This window comes from Pseudomonas sp. H9 (assembly GCF_004353925.1).
Taxonomy (GTDB): Bacteria; Pseudomonadota; Gammaproteobacteria; order Pseudomonadales; family Pseudomonadaceae; genus Aquipseudomonas.
Window position 1 is genome coordinate 40,340 of the sequence record NZ_SMOK01000011.1, and the last position, 20,374, is coordinate 60,713.

A 20,374-nucleotide genomic window follows, 5' to 3' on the forward strand; every position below is an offset into this window, starting at 1 on the left:
CATGTCTCAGCCCCTTACCCCGACGGCGCTGCCCAGGGCACCGTCAGCACATCTTCTGCGCGAACGGCTGCACGACGCACTGCTCGGCCCAACCTATCGACTGCGCTTGTTCTGCGCCCCGGCGGGCTATGGCAAAACGGTATTGCTTAACGATTGCATGCGCCGCAGCGATGCCGATGTACGTTGTCTGTGGCTCGATCTTGGTGGCCACGCGCCGACGCTTGCGCAGTTCTGCCGGCGCCTGGCCGATGGCCTGGGCTTACCTGCCCAGGTGGCGGACGATGCGGATGCGTTGCTTGCTCATCTGCAGTGCAGCAAAGATCACTGGTGGTTGGCCTTTGACGATTTTCCGACCGATGCCAGCGTCGAACTCAATGCCTGGATCGACCACTTGTTGCGTTCGCAGGCCCCGGTCCAGCTGTGGGTCAGTTGCCGTCAGCGGCCAACCTGGAAGCTCGCGCGCCTGCTGCTCGAAGGCCAATTGCTGGAGCTTGGCGCCAACGAGCTTGCCTTTACCCGAGACGAGCTTGAAACACTGGTCGGGCGCCTGGATCCCTTGGCCTCTGCGGCAACCACCGCGCGTCTGTGGCAGCAAACCCAAGGTTGGTGCGCCGGGGTCAAGCTGCAGCTGAGCGCTCAGGTCCGTAATGAACGGGCAGGGGCGAGTTGGTTGCGCGAGTACCTGGGTGGAGAGTTGCTCGCGCCTTTGTCCGGGGAAGAGCGTGACTTGTTGCTGGCGGCCGCTTACCTGCCGCGGCTGTCCGTGGATTTCTGCCAGCGCCTGTGGCCGCACGGTAATGCGGGGGCACTGCTGCGTGGCCTGGTGCAATCGGAGTCGTTCTTCATGCCGGTGGGCAGCGATGGCCAGTGGTATCGACTGCTGCCCGCCGTAGCACTGGCCCTGCAAGGAGAACTGTGCACCGCGTCGCTTAACCGACTGCGCCTGGATACCTGCCGGCTGTTGTGTGAAGACGGCTTCATCGATGAAGCCATCGAACTGGCGCTATGCACCCAGCAGCCAGAGATGGCGGCCAGCCTGATGGAGCGTCTGACCCTGGACTGGATGTTCAGTGAACGTCACCTGCACACCTGGCTCGACTGGCTGACGCGGCTGCCACTGCGCGCGCTGGACAGCTCGCCGAACCTGATTTACTTGAATGTTCGGGCGCTGCTCAGTGTCTGGCGCCTGGACGATGCGCAGACCTACCTCGCCAGGCTCGCCTGGGCGACCCCACAGCCCAAGGCGCGCAATAACAACCGCTTGCTGGCGAACTGGCAGGCTTTGCAAGGTACGCTGCTGGGGCTCAGCGGGGATGCGCAGGGCGCCCGTGAGCATTGCCAGCAAGCCTTGCAACACCTGGAGCTGCGTGACTGGCCTTCATCGTTTCTGTGTTACTCGACCCTGGCGCGGGTAGCGATGGCGGCCGGTGAACCTGAAGAGGCGAAAGCACTGCTGGATTCGTCGCTGCAACTGGCGCGACGCCACGGATGTATTGCCAGCGAGGTGCTGATCAACGCCGACCGTATTCGTATGCTTATCCTGTGCAACGAATGGGAGCTGGCCGAGTCGGTGCTGCAGGAATGCTTTGAGCTGGTTGCCGACGACGGCGGTCACCACGATCTGTTACTCAGTCGCCTGATGTTGCTGCGCGGCGAGTTGCACTTGTTGCGTGGCAACTTGCCTGAATGCGAGAACCTGTTGCGCGCCGGGCTGCAACGCGGCATCGACAGCAGCGACCCCTATGTCCTGCATGCCCTGGTTGGCTTATCGGAAGCGGCGGCATGCAAAGGTGAGCTGGAGCAGGCGCACCTGCATTTGCGCAGTGCCGAACGGCATATGCAGCGCTGCCGGGTCAGTGAAGGGTGCTACAAGGGGTTGATTGACTACCAGCACATGCGCCTGATGGTTCGCCAGCAAGACTGGCAGGCCATCGTGCTGCTGGCCCGCAAGGCGATCGCCGAGGGTGTTGGGCGACTGCCACCGTTGCATGCGCCATCCCTGCCACAGCGCTTGCAATTGATTCTGGCCCTGGCTGAATGCGGTCTTGGTAAGCGCGATCACGCGGCCACACGTTTGCAGGCATTGCTGGAGACCTGTGAGCAGATGGGCTTTTTCAGCCTGTTGCCGGAAGCACAGGTTGCCCTGGTGCATGTCGATCAACAGCGCGGTGTCCGGCACCCGGGGCAGGCGCCTGCCCTGGTGCGTACCAGCTTGCTGGCAGGCTTGACCGGCCTGGCGGGCGCATCACTGTCAGCGACTCCCGGTGCTCAGGACGGCCTGACGTCACGGGAGTTCTCGGTGCTGCAACTGGTGGCCCACGGGTTGTCCAACCAGGAAATCAGCGAGCAGTTGTTCATCTCGTTGAATACAGTCAAAGCCCACACGGTGAAGATCAACCACAAACTGGGGGTCAAGCGCCGCACCCAGGCGGTGATGCGTGCCAAATCCCTGGGGATGCTAGCCTGATCAGTCCAGCAGGCCACGGGCCCGGGCGATGGCCACGGCTTCGGTACGCCCCTGGGCACCGAGTTTGGCGCTGATGTTGCGCAGGTGGGTCTTCACTGTGTGTTCAGACAGATGCATCTGATCGGCAATGGCACGGTTGCGGTTGCCCGCCGCCAGCAGGCGAATGACTTGCAACTCGCGTGAGGTGAGTTGCAAGTCGTCTGCGGTCTCGACACCTTCGTTGGCCTCGCCCTTGGTACCACTGCGCTTGAGCAGGTTGGCGAGGAATTCGGGGGCGATGTCCAGGCTGCTGGACAAGGCCTGGCAGGCGACCGCCCAGCGTTCCAGCAGTTTGAGCAGCGCCGGGCCTTCCTCCACAAAGGTACGCACAAAGCCTTCCTGACTGGCCAGGCGCAAGGCCGGGGTGAGGGTTTCCAGGGCCTGTTTTTGCCTGCCTTTACCTGCCTGTGCCATGGCCAGCAGCACGCGTAGCTTGAGCGCGCGGCGTCGATGCTGGCGTTGTTCGGCCGTGTCGAGCGCGGCACTCAGCGCGCTGGCGGCCAGCGCATGCTCGCCACGGGCAATCAATAGACGTTGGCGGGCAATGAACGGTGTATCGGTGTCGCAGCCAATTGTCAGGACCTCGGGCACATCCCACTGGCCGGCCAGTTCGGCCGTCGCCAACGCCTGTGCTGCGCTGTCCAGACGCCCCTCCAGGGTGGCGACCCGTGCCCGTTCCAGCCAGGCTGCGCAGAGGATGCGTTCAGAGCCGCTGCGTCGGCCCAGTTGCTCCAGGTCGGCCAGGTGGCGCATCCACGTGGGGCGGTCGTCGTGCTGCAAGGCGATGCGTGCCAGCACCATGCGGTGGGCGATGAGTACATCGGGGCCCCCGAGGTCGAGCGCATGTGCCGGGATCAGGTCGAGCATCGCCTTGGCCTGATCCAGAGCGTCGCCTTCGTACAGCACCAGGGCATGCAGAATCTCCAGTGTGGTGCCGGGCGCACCGCGCTTGGTTCGCGCGTTACCGATAAGGTCGGTGGTGGCCGCTTGCAGGCGGGCGAGGGCGGCGCGTCGCTGGCCCAGGGTCAGCTCCAGCGAACTTTCGATAAACACGACAATGCTGTCGATCAGCACAGAACGCTCTTGTGGTGCCTGGCGGGCCATGTGAATCAGCAGCGTACGCGCTTCATCATAATGACCGGTGGCAACCAGGCAGAAGGCCAGCGGTGTAGCGACCATGCCGTATTGCAGCATGTCGCTGGGCGATAACCGCGCCAGTTGGGCGCGGGAGGCAGTCATGGCGGCCTCAAGCTGGTCGGTGAAGGCCAACAACAAGCAGCGGATGGTTTCGGTCTCCAGCGTCGCTGGATTGCGCTCGACCACTTGCATGGCATCGCGGTAGCGGCGGTCGAGGATCAGCAACCAGGCATGGGCGAGCACCAGCCGTGGGCGATCTTGCAAGATACTGGCGGGCAGTTGGTCGAGCCAGCGCAGCAGCATGCGCAAACGTCCGGCGTCGACGAGTTCATCGAGGTGGCGTTCCAGCGCCGCCGCAACCTGATCGATTTCACCTGCCTGCATCAGATGGTCGATGGCGGCGGCAGGGTAGCCCTGTTCCAGGTACCACTGCGCAGCAACCCGGTGCAGGTCACGAACCTGGTGCACCGATTGACGCGCCATGGCATTGCGCAAAAAACCGTGAAACAGGCGGTGATAGCGGAACCACTGGCGCTGCGGGTCGGCCGCCTGGATGAACAGGTTGGCGCGTTGTAGCTGCTCAATCAGCTCGGCGCTATTGCTGCGCCGGGTGAGGGTGTCGCACAGCGGCGCACAAAAGCGCTCCAATACGCTGGTCTGCAACAGAAACTGGCGCACCTCATCGGGCTGCCTGGCGAGAATGTCCTCGGTCAGGTACTCGGCCAATTGCTGGTTGTTGCCGCTGAACGCGCCGACGCCTTCGCCAAGGTCAGTACGGCCGTTGAGCGACAGGCTGGCGAGGAACAGGCCGGTGATCCAGCCCTCCGTCAATTCCTGCAAGCGGGCGAGGTGCTCGTCACTGAGGGTCGTTTGGCAGCAGATGCGCAGAAAATGCGCGGTTTGCTCTGCGCTAAGGCGCAACGCATCGCTGCCGATATCCACGACCTGGCCTTGAGAGCGTAAGCGCCCCAGGGCCAGCTCAGGGCTGATGCGCGAAGCGATGGCCAGGCGTACACCGGGGGCCAGTGCCAGCAGCAGTTGCTGGATGAAGGCCAGGCTCTGGGGCGATTCAAGGGCTTCGAAATCATCGAGCATAAGGGTGAAACCCGGCTCCAATGTCGGCAGCCGTTGCAGCAAAAGCTGCGGGCTGTCGATAGCTTCTCCCAGCGCCTGGCCATCGAGGAGCTGTAGCCCGGCGTACAGGTGCGCGGCGAGGCGCTCGGGGTCGTTATCGGCGGGATCGAGGGTCAGCCAGAGCACGCGACGCCCTTGGCTCAGACAATGCTGGCGTAGCTGGCGTAGCAGGGTGGTCTTGCCGTAACCGGCGGCGGCACAGACAAGCATCAGGCGCGTCTCTCCCGCTGCGTCCAGGCGCTGTATCAGGTTGTCGCGCGCAAGCAAGGCGACACGGGCGCTGCCGGGCACCGCAAGCTTTTCCACCTGGATGACGTGGGCAGGCGCTTGCGGCTGTTGCGGCGACGGCAGGATTCGGCTGGGCACAAGGCTCAGTCGGCTGCTCTGGTCCGGGCGATTGGGCATGGATCTCTCTGGCCAAAGGGGCCGCCTGTGGCGGGCGGCTCTGATTGTTCTTCAGTGCGGATAATGCCACGACCATCAAACCCTGCGTCAACTTCACTCTTTTGAGCGATGGGTTAGCCCAAGCGCTCTGGCTAGCCTGTTGCAGGTCGGTACGCCGACTTCAATGCCACTAACTACAAGAGAGAACGCGCATGGCAGGACCATTGGCCGGGGTTAAGGTTGTCGAAATGAATGCGATCGGCCCGGCGCCGTTCGCCACCATGCTGTTGGCGGACATGGGTGCCGAGGTGATTCGCATCGATCGTCAGCAGTCGGGCTTTCTCAATGGCGATGACAGCGTGATCGGCCGGGGCCGCCGTAGCCTGACCATTGACCCGCGCAAACCGGGTGCGACCGATGTGCTGTTGCGCTTGATTGACGAAGCTGACGTGCTGATCGAAGGCTTCCGCCCCGGGGTTATGGAGCGTCTGGGGCTAGGGCCTGAGGTGTGCACCGTGCGCAACCCCAAGCTGGTCTACGGACGCATGACCGGCTGGGGCCAGACCGGCCCGTTGGCGCACAGCGCCGGCCATGACCTCAACTACCTGGCCATCACCGGCGCCCTGCATGCCATGGGCCACGCCGACCGTGAGCCAACGCCACCGCTGCACCTGGCCGGCGACATGGGGGGCGGCGCTATGTTCTTGGCCTTCGGTGTGGTCTGCGCCTTGTTCGAGGCCCGCCGATCAGGCCAGGGCCAAGTGGTCGATGCCGCCATCTCCGACGGTTCAGCGCTGCTCAGCACCATGTTCTACGAGTTCAAACAAAACGGGCAGTGGGCTGGGCGGGGCGAAAACATTTTCGATGGTGGTGCGCCGTTTTATGGCTGCTACACCTGCGCCGATGGCCAGTTCATTTCTATCGGTTCGATCGAGCCGCAGTTCTACCAGCAATTGATGACACTGTGCGAAATCGATGACCCGCTGCTGAAAGCGCAGTGGGACCGCAGCCTGTGGCCCGCACAGCGTGAAAAGCTTGAAGCCCTGTTTGCCACGCGTACCCGCGACCAGTGGTGTGCACTGCTGGAAGGTACCGATGTGTGTTTCGCCCCGGTGCTGGATTTCAGCGAGGCACCAAAGCATGCCCACCACCAGGCGCGCGGTACCTTCATCAGCAGTGACGGGGTCATCCACCCGGCACCGGCGCCGCGCCTGAGCCGCACCCCGGCGCAGGTGGGTGCGAAAGCAAACAATGGCCAGCACAGCCTGGCAATCCTCCGTGAACTGGGGCTGGACGAGGCAGCCATCGCCGCGTTGCGCGACAGCGGCGCAATCGCTTGAGCGCGTGGAGTGGGGTACCCCACTCCATACCCACTCCTTTCTACTCCCGGGGAGCGGGGTACAGCAGAAAAGCGTTGCGCAACCATGGTGCCAGGGCCCCGGATTGACCGGTGAGCCAGTCCAGTCAACTGAGCGTGGAGAATAAGATGTCCCAGAAAACCTACGTTGCCGGTGTCGGCATGATCCAGTTCGCCAAACCCGGTGCCAGTGGCAGCTACGTCGAGATGGGTGCCCAGGCTGTGCGTCAGGCCCTGCAAGATGCCGGTATCGATTATGCGCTGGTGCAGCAGGCGTATGCCGGCTACGTGTATGGCGACTCCACCTGCGGTCAGTCGGCACTCTATGAAGTGGGCATGACCGGGATCCCGGTCATCAACGTCAACAACAACTGCGCCAGCGGCTCCACAGCGCTGTTCATGGCGCGCCAGGCGGTCGAAAGCGGTGCGGTGGATTGCGCCCTGGCGTTCGGTTTCGAGCAGATGCAACCGGGTGCCCTGAAAAACTTCTGGACTGACCGTCCGCTCACCATGGGCAAAGGCTTTGACAGCGCCGCCGTAGCCTTCCCGGAAGGTGTTGGCATGCCCGGCGCGCTGATGTTCTTCGGCGGTGCCGGTCGCGAGCATATGGAAAAATACGGCACCAAGATGGAAACCTTCGCAGCGATTCGCGCCAAGGCCAGCCGTCACGCCGCCAACAACCCACTGGCGGTGTTCAAGAAAGTTGTGACCACCGAAGAGGTGATGGCTGATCAGGTGGTCTGGGAAGGGGTCATGACCCGCCTGATGGCTTGCCCGCCAACCTGTGGTGGTGCTGCCGCGATCATCGTTTCCGAGCGCTTTGCCAAGCGTCATGGCCTGCGTACCGATGTGTCGATTCTGGCTCAGGCCATGACTACCGACACCCCGGATGCTTTCGAGCCTCCGTCGATGATCGAGATCGTCGGCAGTGGCATGACCCGATCGGCCGCCTGGCAGGTATACGACAAAGCCGGTGTAGGGCCTGAAGACATCCGCGTGTGCGAACTGCACGACTGCTTCGCCCACAACGAGTTGCTGACCTACGAAGGCCTGGGCTTCTGCCCGGTCGGCGGCGGTGAGAAGTTCGTCCTCGATGGCGAAAACACCTACGGCGGCCAGGTGGTGGTCAACCCGTCGGGCGGCCTGCTGTCCAAAGGCCACCCGCTGGGAGCGACCGGCCTTGCGCAATGCTACGAGCTGACTCATCAGCTGCGCGGCAGCGCCGAAGCGCGTCAGGTGGAAGGCTTGCAGCATGCCCTGCAGCACAACCTGGGCCTGGGTGGCGCCGGTGTCGTGACCCTCTACGGTCGCGGCTAAAGCCTCCGTCAACTACCAGGAATCCATCCAGATGGCAGATAAAAGTCTGATTGGCCGGGCCCTCGGCGTCACCACCAGTGCAGTGGAAAAGGGCCGTCTGTGCTTCTTCGCCAAGGCCATTGGTGAAACCGACCCGGTCTACACCGATGAACAAGCGGCCAAGGCCGAGGGCTATCCCGCGCTGCCGGTACCGCCCACTTTCCTGCTGTGCCTGGAAAGTGAGGGCCGCAACCCGCAAGCGATTGTCGAAGACATCATGGGCTTTGACCTGGGTCGCATCCTGCATGCCGAACAGGAGTTCAGCTACCACCACATGGCCTTTGCCGGTGATGTGCTGACCTTCGACACCCGCATTGTCGATGTTTACGAGAAGAAGGGCGGGGCCTTGCAGTTCGTAGTCCAGCAAACCCGTATCACCAACCAGGACGGCGTGCACATCGCCGACCTTCGCTCCTCGCTCGTGCAGCGCTGAGGTATTGCCATGACCCATACCCCAATTCGTGCTCCACAGTACAGCGATGTGCAGGTCGGCACCGTGTTGCCGTTGCTCAGGTTGCGTCCGGTCAACCGCACCATGCTGGCGTTGTACGCCGGTGCGTCCGGTGACCACAACCAGATCCACATCGACATCGATTTTGCCCGCAAAGCCCGCGTTCCGGACGTGTTTGCCCACGGCATGCTGTCGGCTGCCTACCTGGGCCGGTTGTTGACCATTTGGGTGCCGCAATCACAGATCCGCAGTTTTTCCATGCGGTTTGTCGGCATCACCCAGATCGGCCACATCCCGCACCTGACCGGGCACATCACGGAAAAGTTCGAGGCCGACGGCGAGAAGCGTGTGCGCCTGCAGATCCAGTGTGCCAACCAGTACGGCGAAGCCAAGGTCGTCGGTGAGGCCGTTATCGCGCTGGCCTGATGCACCCCACAACAATTAGAAAACAGTTAAAGAAGGTAACCGCAATGAAAAAACTCGAAGGCAAAGTCGCCCTGGTCACCGGTTCCGGTCGCGGTATCGGTCGCAGTGTCGCCCTCAAACTGGCTGGCGATGGTGCCCGCGTGGTGGTCAACGATCTGGACGCCGGCCCTGCCGAAGAAGTGGTCGCGGAAATCCGCGCCGCCGGTGGCCAAGCCGTTGCCTGTGTAGGCAGCGTCACTGCCGTCGACTTCGCTGACCGCTTCATCAAGACCGCGGTCGACAACTACGGTGGCATCGACATCATCGTCAACAACGCCGGGTACACCTGGGACAGCGTGATCCAGAAGATGAGCGACGAGCAGTGGTACGCCATCATCGACTGCCACCTGACCGCGCCGTTCCGCATTCTGCGTGCCGCGCAGCCGGTCATCAGCGCCCTGGCCAAGCAAGAAGCGGCCGAAGGCCGTGTGGTCAACCGTAAAGTCGTCAACATTTCCTCCATTGCTGCCGGTGGCAACGCTGGCCAGGCCAACTACTCGGCCGGCAAGGCGGGCATCCTGGGCATGACCAAGACCCTGTCGAAAGAGTGGGGGCGCTACAACGTCAACGTTAACGCCGTAGCCTTCGGTCATATCGATACCCGCATGACCCAGGCACTGGCCGGTGAAGCGAGCAAGACCGTCAACATCGAAGGTCGCGAAATCAAGGTTGGCATCCAGCCTGCCGCCATCGCCGCCAGCAACCAGATGTGCCCGCTGGGCCGCCCTGGCACCCCGGAAGAAGCGGCGGGCTCGGTTTACCTGTTCTGCATCCCTGAATCCAACTTCGTCTCGGGCCAGGTGCTGGTCTGCGGCGGCGGCTTCGGCAACGTCTAACGGCCTGAGGAACCTATCATGCGTGTAGAGAACTATGTGTCCCCGTGGGAAGACAGCGACCTGGTTGCCTTCCGTGACAGCATCCGGCGTTTTGTGCGTGAGCAACTGCTGCCGCACGAAGACAAGTGGCGTGAGCAGAAGCGTTCTGACCGCGCCGCCTGGCTAGCCTGCGGCGAGATGGGCATGATCCTGCCGGACATGCCTTCCGAATACGGTGGTGCTGATGGCACGCCGGCACACTATGCCGTGGCCATGGAAGAGCTGACCTACGCCGGTGCGATGAGCGTTGCGTTGAGCATCAACCACATTGTCGGCCACTACATCCTGGCCAGCGGCACCGAGGCGCAAAAGCAGCAGTGGCTGCCGAAGATCGCCTCCGGCGAGTGCATCTGCGCCATCGCCATGACCGAGCCTGGCACAGGCTCCGACTTGCAGGGCGTACGCACCCGGGCGATCAAACAGGGTGACAAGTATGTGATCAGCGGCTCGAAAACCTTCATCAGTAATGGCCAGAACGCCGATATGGTGGTGGTGATCGCCAAGACCGACCTCGAAGCCAAGGGTTCGCGCGGCATCTCGTTGTTCATCGTCGATACCCGTACACCGGGCTTCCAGCGCGGCAAATGCCTGGACAAGATCGGCCTGCCGGGCCAGGACACCTCGGAAATGTTTTTCGAGGGCTGCGAAGTGCCTGCCGATTGCCTGATCGGCGGCGTCGAAGGGCAGGGCTTCATTCAGTTGATGCAGCAATTGCCCTTCGAGCGCGCCGAGATCGCCATCCAGGCGGCCGCCTCGCTGGAGCGTGCATTGGCCCTGACCGTTGAATACACCCGTGAACGCAAGGCGTTCGGCAAGTCGATCCTCGACTTCCAGAACACCCGCTTCACGCTGGCTGAAGTTAAAGCCACTGTATTGGCTTCGCGCCTGTTCGCCGACCTGATCGTGCAGCGCTGGGTAGACGGCACCCTGGACACTACGCTGGCCTCGATGGGCAAGTTCTGGCTGACTGACCGCCAGGGCGAAGTGATCGATGATTGCCTGCAGTTCTTCGGCGGCTTCGGCTACATGAACGAGTACCCGATCGCGCGGATGTTCGCCGATGCCCGGGTTGCCCGTATCTATGGCGGTGCCAACGAAATCCAGCGCGAGCTGGTAGGGCGTTCCCTGTAAGGAAAGGGCCGGGCGGCGGTCATCCACGAGAGTGCCGCCCGGCCCGCCTGCAATGACAGGCACAGATTCAATCGCTAACGTTCCCTCAGATTTCTTCCAAAAATAATAAGTCAGGAGGCTCCGATGTACATTACCCAAGGGCTGCACCGCCATCTGCAGCAGCGCCCAGATGCCGTGGCCATTCGTGAAATGGGCCGCAGCCTGACCTTTGCCCGCCTGGGCGAGCGTGTTGCACGGCTGGCCGGTGCACTGAAAGCACTGGGCATGGCCAGCGACGACTGCATTGCCATGCTCTCGCGCAACTCACAACGCTACATCGAATACGCCTTGGGCGTGCCATGGGCCGATTGCGTGCTCAACCCGGTCAATACCCGTTGGAGTGTGGCGGAGATCGTCTTCTCGCTGATTGACTCAGATTCCAGGGTGTTGATCGTCGACGACACCTTCAAGGATGTCGGTGCGACCATTGCCTCGCAGTCGCCGTGCATTCGCCACGTGATTTATGCCGGTGATGGTGAAACACCGGAGGGCATGCTCAATTACGAAACCCTGCTGACTCAAGCCTGCCCGGTGGAGGATGCACGCCGGGGCGGCGATGCTCTGCTGGGAATTTTCTATACCGGCGGCACTACCGGCTTTCCCAAAGGCGTGATGATCAGCCACACCAACCTGGCATTCGCCGGGCTGGCGGCGATGACCCGCGGCTTTTTCGGCCCGCAAGCGGTGTTTCTGCATGCCATGCCGATGTTTCACCTGGCTGACTTCTCGGCGCTGTACTGCCTGACCGTCAGTGGTGGCACCCATGTGGTACTGCCGGCATTCAGTGGTGAGGCCGCGCTTTCGACCATCATCAGCGAACAGGTCACCGACCTGATGCTGGCGCCGACCATGATCCAGATGATGCTCGATGCGCGTCAGGCCAACGCTGCCACCAGCGCCCTGGCTATGGGTTCTATTCGCCACATCGTCTACGGCGCCTCACCAATCACTCCAGCCTTGCTTGATCGCGCCTGCGAAGCCTTCCCGGCAGCCGGCTTTTTTCAAGGCTACGGCATGACCGAGCTGACCACTGGCGGCACCATGCTCGACGCCGAGTACCACTGCGCAGAGCACCAGGCCAGCGGCAAGATGTATTCAGCCGGGCGTGCGGTGAACTGTGTGGAAGTGAAGATCATCGACAGCGAGGGCGTTGAAGTGCCACGCGGCACGGTCGGCGAGATCATCGTCAGTGGCCCGAACGTCATGCTTGGTTACTGGAACCGCCCGCAAGACACCGACCAGGTACTCAAAAACGGCTGGATGCATACCGGTGACGGCGGGTACATGGATGCAGAAGGTTTCGTCTTCATCGTCGATCGCCTCAAAGACATGATCGTCAGCGGAGGCGAGAACGTCTATTCGGCGGAGGTGGAGAACGCACTCAGCAGCCATCCGGCAGTCGCTCAGTGCGCGGTGATCGGAATTCCGTCCGACAAGTGGGGCGAAGCCGTGCATGCGGTCATTGTGCTCAAGCCTGAAAACCAGGTGGATACCGACACGCTCATCGCCCATTGCCGTGAACGGATTGCCGGTTACAAATGCCCGCGCAGCATTGAGTTCCGCACGGCCATGCCGCTTTCGGGCGTTGGCAAGATCCTCAAGAACGAGCTGCGTAAGACCTTTTGGGAAAACCGTACCCGTAATGTTGGCTGACCGGAAAATGCTATGTCTTGCATTCAGTTGATGACTACCCAGTTCGCGCCACCTCGTCTGAGCACGCAAACCGTGCCCAGGGAGCCGTTGCTGGCACTGCTCCAGCAGGAGCGTCATTGCCGACTCTTGCTGGTGACGGCAAGTGCCGGGTTTGGCAAGACAACCCTGCTTGCCCAATGGCGACAGGCGTTGATCATGACCGGCGCGCAGGTGGCGTGGTTGTCGCTGTCGGCGGATGAGGGCAGGTTTGCGTCGTTCTGCGCCGGGCTGTTTGGTGCGTTACGGCAGACGGGCATAGCGTTTGACGAGGATCTGCTGCAACGCCTGGAGTCCGGTGATGCTGCGGTGCAGGCGGTGTCAGCAGAGCTGATCAATGGCCTGGCGCGCTTGGGCGGCCAGTTTTACTTGATGGTCGATGACGTCCAGTACGTGACAGACCCCTATGCGATCGATCTGATGCAACGGCTGTGTGAGCACCTGCCGCAAGATGTGCATCTGGTACTGGCTTCACGCATCGCATCGCCGTTGCGCCTGGGCCGTCTGCGCGCGCTGGGGCAAGTGTGCGACGTGCAAAGTGCGCAGTTGGCCTTTGAGTTTCGTGAATCACTGGCATTTCTCAGGGGGCATGTGGATGAGCAGCTACCCCTTGAGGCTGCGCATGCTGCCCACGCGCTGACCGACGGTTGGCCGATTGGTCTGCAACTGTTGGCCATTGCACGTAAAAGCAATCCACGGGTACCGCTGCAAAGCACGGCCTTTACCCATAACAATGCGGCATTGGCCGACTACCTGACGCAGGATGTCATGGCCGACCTGCCGGACGAGCTGTTCCTGTTTCTGCAAAAACTCTCGATTCTGGGCCGCTTCAACGCTGAAGTGGCCGCGTATGTGCTGGAACAACCGGACGCCGCACGGCTGATTGCCTCGCTCGAAGAGCGCAATCTGTTCATCCAGCCGCTGATTCATGCCGATCAGCAGTGGTTTCGCATGCACCCGCTGTTTGTCGAGTTTCTCGCTCAGCACCTGCACGGCGCCGACGTCGATGTCCGGCGCCTGCATCGGCGTGCCGCGCAGTGGTTCGAGCGTGCCGGGCAAGTTCAGGAAGCGTTCCGCCACGGTTTGCTGTGCGAGGACATCAGCCTGGTTGTTGGATTGCTGGAGCGCGTGCAGCCTTCTACCCGCCGGGTGAGCCACTTGAGCCAGTTCATGCGTTGGCTGGAACAGGTGCCTTCGGGTGTGCTGAGCAGCCACCCCAATCTCTTGTTGCTAGGGATTTGGGGGGCCGTGCTGACCGTGCTCACACGTCAGGCGCAAGCGTGGATAAGCCTGCTGGAACAGGTGCCGCTCGACGAGGAACAGGCGATGCAACTGACGCTGGTGAAAGCGTCCCTGGCAATGCACATGGACGACGACACCCGCTGCATGGCATTGCTTGAATCGTTGGAGGGCAAGGCGCTACCCGGGCTGTTCGCCGAGCAGGTACGCCTGGCCCTGACCATCAGTTGCCTGACCTTGCGCGGCGACCACGGCCAGGCCCGTAACCTGCTCAGGCAGCCGGCGGCGCGGTGCCTGCGCTCGGATGATGAAATGGCCTTGATGGGGCAGGTGACCATGGCCGTGGCAAGCCTGCTCGAAGGCAAGGTGCTGGAGGCCGAACGCGTGTGCGCACCGGTGCTGGAACAGGCCGAAAAACTGCATGGTCGGCGTTCCGTAAGTGCTTGCAGTGCCGCCGTGGTGATGGCCGAGGTGTGGTACGAACTTGATCAGCTCGATCGCGCCCATGAAGCCCTGGCCAACCGTCTGGACATCCTGCGCTTTTCGGCGCCGCTGTTCATGGTCAGTGCCGCGCACTGCAATGCCCGGTTGATCACCCAGCAGACATCGCCACGTGCGGCGCTGGACTACCTGGCGGAAAAGGAGGATCACTTTGCCAGCCTGGGGCTGGACCGCGGGCTGGGCTGCATGTTGGCCGAACAACTGCGCCTGGCGCTGGTGTGTGGCGATTGCAGCCACGCCGAGGTGCTGCAAGGCCGGCTGGATGATCTGGCGCGCAATCACCGTGGGGCGACACCCTGCGATGCCGAGGTCATGAGCCTGGCGGCATTGTCGAGAGCGCGCTTGTCTCTGGCCCGGCACCAATACGAAGCCGCGCTGCAGGCGTTGGACATCGCCCACCGTTATGCCGACGAACTCAACCGCGGCCGCTGGCGCGTGCAGGTTGATCTGTTGCGGGCCTTTGCTCTGCACGCCCTGAACCGCGACAGCGAAGCGCAAGACAACCTCAAGGCGGCCATGGCCTGCGCCTATCGCCTGGGGTTAGTGCGCACCTTGCTGGACGAGGGGGCGACGTTCCAGTCGATGCTGACCGACCTCACCCTGGAGCAAGGCTCGGTGCTGGCCGATTTTCGCCAGAGCCTGCTCAACGTTGCACCGCCTGCAGAGGCCGTGCCTGCGGTTACCCGCGGCCCCAGCCCACTGATGACCCGCCGCGAACAGCAGATTCTCGACCTGCTGGAACAGTCGATGTCCAATAAACACATCGCCTTGGCCCTGAACCTGAGCCTGCAGACGGTGAAGTGGAACCTGAAGAACATCTTCGCCAAGTTAGGCGTGTCTAGCCGTTACGACGCGATTGTGGCCATGCGCAGGCAGCGCGATTAAGCGGGTAGTTGGACTGCCCCCCGCTTGAGGGGGGTTACTCCAGCGGCAGTGCGCTTAGGATAAACCCACATCCAAGGGGGGCATTATGTCTTATCAAGTCGTTCTGCTGCTGGTCGCGCTGGTTTTGTTGACTACATCCTGGTTGGCTCGGGCGCAGGCGCCTGCCAGCGTCCCGCTCGCGGCGAATCATTTCAGTTGGCTGAGCCAAACCCAACCGCCAGGAGCGGGCTTGCCCCGCGACTGCGGTTCGTCAGTCACATTGCATTGCGGGGCAAGACCGCTCTCACAGTAAATGCGCTTGTTTACAATCGTTAGCTGAAACTGTACTCAAATTCGTGCTGCTTTTGTTGTCGTAGCAATTGCCCGGTTGTATAGTCCCGCGCCGCGGATGGCTCAATGCCATCACTCTCAAGCAAGGGCAATAGAAGGGCAATACGGATGTTCGATGCAATGGCAAAGGTCTTGGCTGATATCAGCGTGAGATCGAAACTGACCCTGGGCTTTGCGCTGGTTTTACTGCTGACGGTTGTGGTCGCGGGGATCGGCTGGGGAGGGTTGAGCAGCCTGGGCGAGCGCAGTGCCAAGCTCAGCCATATCGCCCAGATCAATGAAGCGGTTCGTGACATGCGCATCGCGCGTCTGAATTACACCGTGTCGCCCGCTGCAGAGCAGGCCACCCAGATGGCCAGCGTCACGGATGACCTCAGCGTTCAGGTCGAGGCGCTGGCCACGCAATTCACCGACCCGGAGGATCTGCGCTTCGTCGAACAGGCCGACAGCGCGGTGGAACGCTACCGTAGTTATTTCCAGGACTATGCCCGTGCCATCGGGGCAGGCAACGACACCCAGGCTGATCAGGCCCTGGAGCATCTCGATACCCAGATCAAAAGCCTGCTGGACGCCTCCGGACAGCTGTCGAACAACCAGACGAAAAAACGTGATCATGAAGTTCAATCGTCGCTGCAGCGTTTGATCTTCACTGCGGTGTTGGCCCTGGTGCTTGGCTTCCTGGCGGCCTGGCTGATCACCCGCCTGATCGTCCAGCCGCTGCAGACTGCGCTGCAAAGTGCCGAGCGGGTGGCCAATGGCGACCTGAGTCTGGATATCCAGGTGTCGCGGCGTGATGAGTTGGGCGCGCTACAAGCCAGCATGCAGCGCATGACCTTGAACCTGCGTGACCTGATCGGCAGTTTGCGCGACGGCGTGGTGCAGCTCGCCACCGCTGCCGAACAACTGTCGGCGGTAACCGAGCAAACCAGCGCGGGAGTCAACAGTCAGAAGGTCGAAACCGACCAGGTCGCGACCGCGATGAACGAAATGGCCGCTACTGTCCAGGAAGTGGCGCGCAGTGCTGAGCAGGCCTCCAATGCTGCCGTCAATGCCGGCCTTGAAGCCCGCGAAAGTGACACCGTGGTCAATCAGGCCATTGAGCAGATTACCCACCTGGACAGCGAAGTAGGGCATTCGACCAACGCCATGGCCGAGCTCAAGCGTGAAAGCGACAAGATCGGCACCGTGCTGGACGTGATCAAGTCGGTTGCTCAGCAAACCAACCTGCTGGCGTTGAACGCCGCTATCGAAGCGGCACGCGCCGGTGAAGCAGGGCGCGGTTTTGCCGTGGTCGCCGATGAAGTGCGCAGCCTGGCGCAACGCACCCAGACCTCCACCGAAGAAATCGAAGAGCTGATTGGTGGTTTGCACCGTGGCACCCAGCAGGTTGGCGACATTCTTGAACGCAGCCGCGCCCTGACCAGCAACAGCGTTGAGTTGACGCGTCGCGCGGGTACATCGTTGCTGAACATCACCCGCTCGGTGGCCACCATCGAGTCGATGAACCTGCAGATCGCAACCGCGTCGGAGCAGCAAAGCGCGGTGGCCGAAGACATCAACCGCAGCGTGCTCAACGTGCGTGACGTGTCCGAGCAAACCGCAGCGGCCAGCGAGGAAACGGCGGCGTCGAGTGTCGAGCTGGCCCGTCTGGGCGTACACCTGCAATCGCTGGTAGGCAAATTCAAGCTGTGAGCCGTTAACCGCACCGTTGGTCAACGGCCCACGGCGGCGTTATGCTGATGGCATGGTCCCCCTGGGATACTTATCATGCGCTGCATAACGCTGTTGCTTGCCGCCAGTGTTGTGGCGGGTTGTCAGACACCGATACCCGCCGCAAATCCCCAGATGGCCTGGGTTGATCTCTATACGCCGTTTCCCAACGACCGCTTACTGATGGCCGAGCGCCTGGATAAACAGCGCCTGAGCGACGGGCGTTTTTTCCAGGTGACCCCCGGCAGTCATGAGCTGCTGGTGAGATTCGACTACGAAGTAACAGGCGGTGGGGGCATCAGCATCATGGGCGGCACCACGGTGCGTACCTGCTACCTGACGCTCAACTACGCACATTTCACCGCAGGACAACGCTATGTGCTGGAGGGCCGCTCGATGGCCCTCACCCCTGAAGCGCGGCTGTACAACGCCAAGCGCGAAATTGTCGCCGAAGTCAGTGACTACTATTGCTTGATGTGAAGCACCGGCCCAGCGAGCGAATCACGGCACCCTCAAGCTTGGCAAGGCTGCCCGTCCCTGTGCCGAAAGCACTGGCTCCAGTTGCTTCCAACTGAAGGTCAGGTCTACGTCACAACCATCGCCAGTGGCCTGGTTGGCCAGTTTCATGCCCTGGGTGTCGAACGTCAGGTCGTAGAGGTCGTAGCTCGCCACGCCGGGGCATTCACTGTCCTCCGGGGCCTGCATCTGCAGCCAGCTGGCGAAATGTTTCGGCAGGCTGACATGCCCGGAGTAGGGGCTGTACCACTCAAACCGGGTACCGATCCAGCGCCAGGGGTCGACGCTTTCCCCGGTTTTCAGGTTCCAGGTGTGAAACCCCCAACTGATGCCATTGCGACCGAAACCTGCAGCCCAGCGGTAAAACCGCACGGTGATCCACTCCGACGACCAGTAGCTGGGCTCAACGCTGATCTCGCTGGTGTAGCCGGAGCCGTCGCGCCCCAGGTATTCGCGTCGCTCAGTGAAGAACGTTGCCTGGCCCTCGGGGCTGACAGCCAGGCGTGCCAACTGTTGATTGATCTTGCGAATCGCCGGGCTGTCGCCCTCCAGCTTCAATGTGACTTGGGCGCCTTGGGTTCTGACCTGATAGGCGTGCTCGCCGAAGTGGTGTTTGGCTACTTTGACAGGCAGCGGAGCCGCCTCCATTGGCGCGTTGTAATCGTCGCCGCCACAGCCTTCGGCACTCGAACGTGTCAGCGCCAATGGCAATGGCGTGGCGCCTGTAGCCTTGCGCCAGGTGCCGGTCAGCGTATTGCCCTGAGGGGCGTCCAGTTGCCAGAGCCCGGTGTTGCCGTCCTCGACCCAAGGTTCGCTTGCCTTATCCTGGGTCAGTTGGATAGGGGTGAGGAAACGCTGGTAGTAGTAGCTGCCGTTGCTGTCGGGGCTGGCATTGAAACAGGCAGTGATCGCGGCCTTTGCGACGGTACCTTTCCAGACACCGGCCAGCTCGGTGGTTGTGGCGCAGGCGTAGCCAGCCGCGCAAGTGAGTGTCAAGGCCACCAAGGGTTTGAGCATGAAGATCGGACGTCCAGTTGTCTGAAGGAGCGTCATCCTAGCCGAAGTGCAAGGCCATCGGAATGACAACCTCGGGTGGGGCGTGCGCGTGTTGATGCGCCGTTGTTTATCCGTTCACAAGGCTTTCAGAGTTATCCATTGTTGAGTGGGAATAGTTCCTACATCGACGGCCAGGCAGTGCAGCAATAATGGCCGGGTTTGGCGGGCAGCACTGGCGCCAGACAAGGCTCATGCCTTCACGCGGGCAAACGATCTGCCGTTTCTTTGACCAGCCGTTGAGTGGGTCGCCAACCTGAACACCGTTGCCCAACCCTCAAGTGTCCTCTTGTCGGGGTGGATCGACCTTGCCCGCAACATTGTCAGGCAACAATAACTACAGAGGCTTATTTCAATGGTTCAACTCGACTTCTACGGCACCTTGGTCGCCGCGTCCCTGGTGCTTTTGCTGGGTCGTGGACTGAGTCGCCGGGTCGGCTTTCTGCGGACTTACAATATTCCCGAGCCCGTTGCAGGAGGCCTGGTGGTCGCCGTGTCACTGCTTGCGCTGCGTGTGTTTGCCGACTTCAACCTGAGTTTTGACACCTCCTTGCAAACACCGCTGATGCTGGCCTTTTTCGCCACCATTGGCTTGAACGCTGACGTTGCCAGCCTGAAAAAAGGTGGACGGATGCTGAGCATTTTCCTGCTGGTGGTGCTCGGGCTACTGGTCGTACAAAACGCGCTAGGGGTATCCCTTGCGATGATGCTGGGCCTCGACCCCTTGATGGGCTTGTTGGCAGGCTCTATCACCTTGTCGGGTGGTCACGGCACCGGCGCTGCCTGGAGTTCCGTGTTCACTGAGCAATACGGCGTTGCTTCTGCATCTGAACTGGCGATGGCCTCGGCCACCTTCGGCCTGGTGTTGGGCGGAGTGCTCGGCGGGCCGGTGGCGAAATACTTGCTCAAACGCGTCGACACCCCAGGCGTGAGCGGTGAACTGCCCAGCACCCCAAAGGGTTTTGAACAGCCTAACCGTCGACGGATGATCACACCGGGCACTTTCATCGAGACCCTGGCACTGATCGCCATCAGCCTGTTGGCGGGTAACTCCCTGAGTGAATGGCTCAAGGGCACAGCCTTTGAACTGCCAACCTTTGTCTGCGTGCTGTTTGTAGGTGTGGTGCTGCGCAACGGCCTGGCAGCGCTTGGCGCGCACAAGGTGTTCGAGCATGAAGTGTCGGTGTTGGGCAATGTCAGCTTGTCACTGTTCCTGGCCATTGCGTTGATGTCGTTGAAACTGTGGGATCTGGCGGCGTTGGCGCTGCCGATCTTCATTCTGCTGACCGCCCAGGCAGTGCTGATGGCGATGTTTGCCATGTTCATCACCTTCCGCGTAATGGGGCGCAACTATGACGCGGTGGTGCTGGCGACCGGGCATTGCGGCTTTGGCTTAGGTGCCACACCAACAGCGATTGCCAATATGCAGGCGGTCACCCAGCGCTTCGGACCTTCGCATATCGCCTTTCTGGTGGTGCCAATGGTGGGCGCGTTCTTTATCGACATTGCCAATGCGATTGTTATCAAGCTGTATCTGGCGTTGCCGTTGCTGACTGGAGCGGTTTAACGGCCACGGGCGGGTAGGGTTGGTTCAGTGCTTGTAGACCCGCAAGCAC

14 protein-coding genes are annotated in these 20,374 nt (G+C 61.7%); 12 read left to right on the forward strand and 2 right to left on the reverse strand.

From position 1 onward, the window contains the following. The first annotated feature begins 1 nt into the window (after window position 1). Complete coding sequence (locus E1573_RS08320) at window positions 2-2,467, forward strand: LuxR C-terminal-related transcriptional regulator (protein ID WP_133212488.1); 2,466 nt, start codon at window positions 2-4, stop codon at window positions 2,465-2,467. Here E1573_RS08320 and E1573_RS08325 read toward each other — a convergent pair whose 3' ends face one another. Then, entirely contained in the window at window positions 2,468-5,182 is a 2,715-nt protein-coding gene (locus tag E1573_RS08325; RefSeq protein ID WP_133212490.1) for a LuxR C-terminal-related transcriptional regulator, read from the reverse strand. It abuts the gene before it with no gap. Between the two features lie 191 nt (window positions 5,183-5,373). On the opposite strand from E1573_RS08325, the gene E1573_RS08330 reads away from it, so the two are divergent. The 10 genes from E1573_RS08330 (at window position 5,374) to E1573_RS08375 (ending at window position 17,669) form a co-directional block, all read left to right on the forward strand. Then, window positions 5,374-6,501, forward strand: a complete 1,128-nt coding sequence (locus E1573_RS08330; RefSeq protein WP_133212492.1) for a CaiB/BaiF CoA-transferase family protein — start codon at window positions 5,374-5,376, stop codon at window positions 6,499-6,501. A 146-nt stretch (window positions 6,502-6,647) separates the two neighbouring features. Further along, on the forward strand, window positions 6,648-7,835 hold the full coding sequence (locus E1573_RS08335) for a lipid-transfer protein (RefSeq protein ID WP_133212494.1): 1,188 nt from the start codon (window positions 6,648-6,650) through the stop codon (window positions 7,833-7,835). A 31-nt stretch (window positions 7,836-7,866) separates the two neighbouring features. After that, window positions 7,867-8,307 (forward strand): MaoC family dehydratase N-terminal domain-containing protein, encoded by a 441-nt coding sequence (locus E1573_RS08340; RefSeq protein WP_133212496.1) that lies wholly within the window; start codon window positions 7,867-7,869, stop codon window positions 8,305-8,307. Between the two features lie 9 nt (window positions 8,308-8,316). After that, window positions 8,317-8,751, forward strand: coding sequence for a MaoC/PaaZ C-terminal domain-containing protein (locus E1573_RS08345; RefSeq protein ID WP_218568366.1), 435 nt, complete (start codon window positions 8,317-8,319; stop codon window positions 8,749-8,751). 44 nt (window positions 8,752-8,795) lie between these two features. Further along, on the forward strand, window positions 8,796-9,626 hold the full coding sequence (locus E1573_RS08350; RefSeq protein WP_133212498.1) for an SDR family NAD(P)-dependent oxidoreductase: 831 nt from the start codon (window positions 8,796-8,798) through the stop codon (window positions 9,624-9,626). 18 nt (window positions 9,627-9,644) lie between these two features. Continuing rightward, window positions 9,645-10,796 (forward strand): acyl-CoA dehydrogenase family protein, encoded by a 1,152-nt coding sequence (locus E1573_RS08355; protein ID WP_133212500.1) that lies wholly within the window; start codon window positions 9,645-9,647, stop codon window positions 10,794-10,796. 123 nt (window positions 10,797-10,919) lie between these two features. Then, the gene (locus E1573_RS08360; RefSeq protein ID WP_133212502.1) at window positions 10,920-12,488 is read left to right on the forward strand and encodes a long-chain-fatty-acid--CoA ligase; all 1,569 of its coding nucleotides are present in this window, start codon (window positions 10,920-10,922) and stop codon (window positions 12,486-12,488) included. Window positions 12,489-12,500: 12 nt separating this feature from the next. Next, window positions 12,501-15,149, forward strand: a complete 2,649-nt coding sequence (locus tag E1573_RS08365) for a LuxR C-terminal-related transcriptional regulator (RefSeq protein WP_133212504.1) — start codon at window positions 12,501-12,503, stop codon at window positions 15,147-15,149. A 438-nt stretch (window positions 15,150-15,587) separates the two neighbouring features. Further along, window positions 15,588-17,171: a methyl-accepting chemotaxis protein gene (locus E1573_RS08370; protein ID WP_133212506.1), complete on the forward strand. Its 1,584-nt coding sequence runs from the start codon at window positions 15,588-15,590 to the stop codon at window positions 17,169-17,171. Window positions 17,172-17,246: 75 nt separating this feature from the next. Next, window positions 17,247-17,669, forward strand: a complete 423-nt coding sequence (locus E1573_RS08375; RefSeq protein ID WP_133212508.1) for a hypothetical protein — start codon at window positions 17,247-17,249, stop codon at window positions 17,667-17,669. Between the two features lie 21 nt (window positions 17,670-17,690). Here the strand turns inward: E1573_RS08375 and E1573_RS08380 are convergent, their stop codons facing one another. Continuing rightward, window positions 17,691-18,722: a hypothetical protein gene (locus E1573_RS08380; protein WP_133212510.1), complete on the reverse strand. Its 1,032-nt coding sequence runs from the start codon at window positions 18,720-18,722 to the stop codon at window positions 17,691-17,693. A gap of 391 nt (window positions 18,723-19,113) precedes the next feature. On the opposite strand from E1573_RS08380, the gene gltS reads away from it, so the two are divergent. Continuing rightward, window positions 19,114-20,325 carry a sodium/glutamate symporter gene (gene gltS, locus E1573_RS08385; RefSeq protein WP_133212512.1) on the forward strand — a complete coding sequence of 404 codons (1,212 nt, stop codon included), beginning with the start codon at window positions 19,114-19,116 and terminating at the stop codon, window positions 20,323-20,325. Window positions 20,326-20,374: the final 49 nt, after the last annotated feature.

Excerpts from the sequence above, each read along its gene's own strand:
- E1573_RS08320 (WP_133212488.1), top strand. The coding sequence starts at position 2 with ATGTCTCAGCCCCTTACCCCGACGGCGCTGCCCAGGGCACCGTCAGCA.
- E1573_RS08325 (WP_133212490.1), bottom strand. The coding sequence starts at position 5,182 with ATGCCCAATCGCCCGGACCAGAGCAGCCGACTGAGCCTTGTGCCCAGC.
- E1573_RS08330 (WP_133212492.1), top strand. The coding sequence starts at position 5,374 with ATGGCAGGACCATTGGCCGGGGTTAAGGTTGTCGAAATGAATGCGATC.
- E1573_RS08335 (WP_133212494.1), top strand. The coding sequence starts at position 6,648 with ATGTCCCAGAAAACCTACGTTGCCGGTGTCGGCATGATCCAGTTCGCC.
- E1573_RS08340 (WP_133212496.1), top strand. The coding sequence starts at position 7,867 with ATGGCAGATAAAAGTCTGATTGGCCGGGCCCTCGGCGTCACCACCAGT.
- E1573_RS08345 (WP_218568366.1), top strand. The coding sequence starts at position 8,317 with ATGACCCATACCCCAATTCGTGCTCCACAGTACAGCGATGTGCAGGTC.
- E1573_RS08350 (WP_133212498.1), top strand. The coding sequence starts at position 8,796 with ATGAAAAAACTCGAAGGCAAAGTCGCCCTGGTCACCGGTTCCGGTCGC.
- E1573_RS08355 (WP_133212500.1), top strand. The coding sequence starts at position 9,645 with ATGCGTGTAGAGAACTATGTGTCCCCGTGGGAAGACAGCGACCTGGTT.
- E1573_RS08360 (WP_133212502.1), top strand. The coding sequence starts at position 10,920 with ATGTACATTACCCAAGGGCTGCACCGCCATCTGCAGCAGCGCCCAGAT.
- E1573_RS08365 (WP_133212504.1), top strand. The coding sequence starts at position 12,501 with ATGTCTTGCATTCAGTTGATGACTACCCAGTTCGCGCCACCTCGTCTG.
- E1573_RS08370 (WP_133212506.1), top strand. The coding sequence starts at position 15,588 with ATGTTCGATGCAATGGCAAAGGTCTTGGCTGATATCAGCGTGAGATCG.
- E1573_RS08375 (WP_133212508.1), top strand. The coding sequence starts at position 17,247 with ATGCGCTGCATAACGCTGTTGCTTGCCGCCAGTGTTGTGGCGGGTTGT.
- E1573_RS08380 (WP_133212510.1), bottom strand. The coding sequence starts at position 18,722 with ATGCTCAAACCCTTGGTGGCCTTGACACTCACTTGCGCGGCTGGCTAC.
- gltS (WP_133212512.1), top strand. The coding sequence starts at position 19,114 with ATGGTTCAACTCGACTTCTACGGCACCTTGGTCGCCGCGTCCCTGGTG.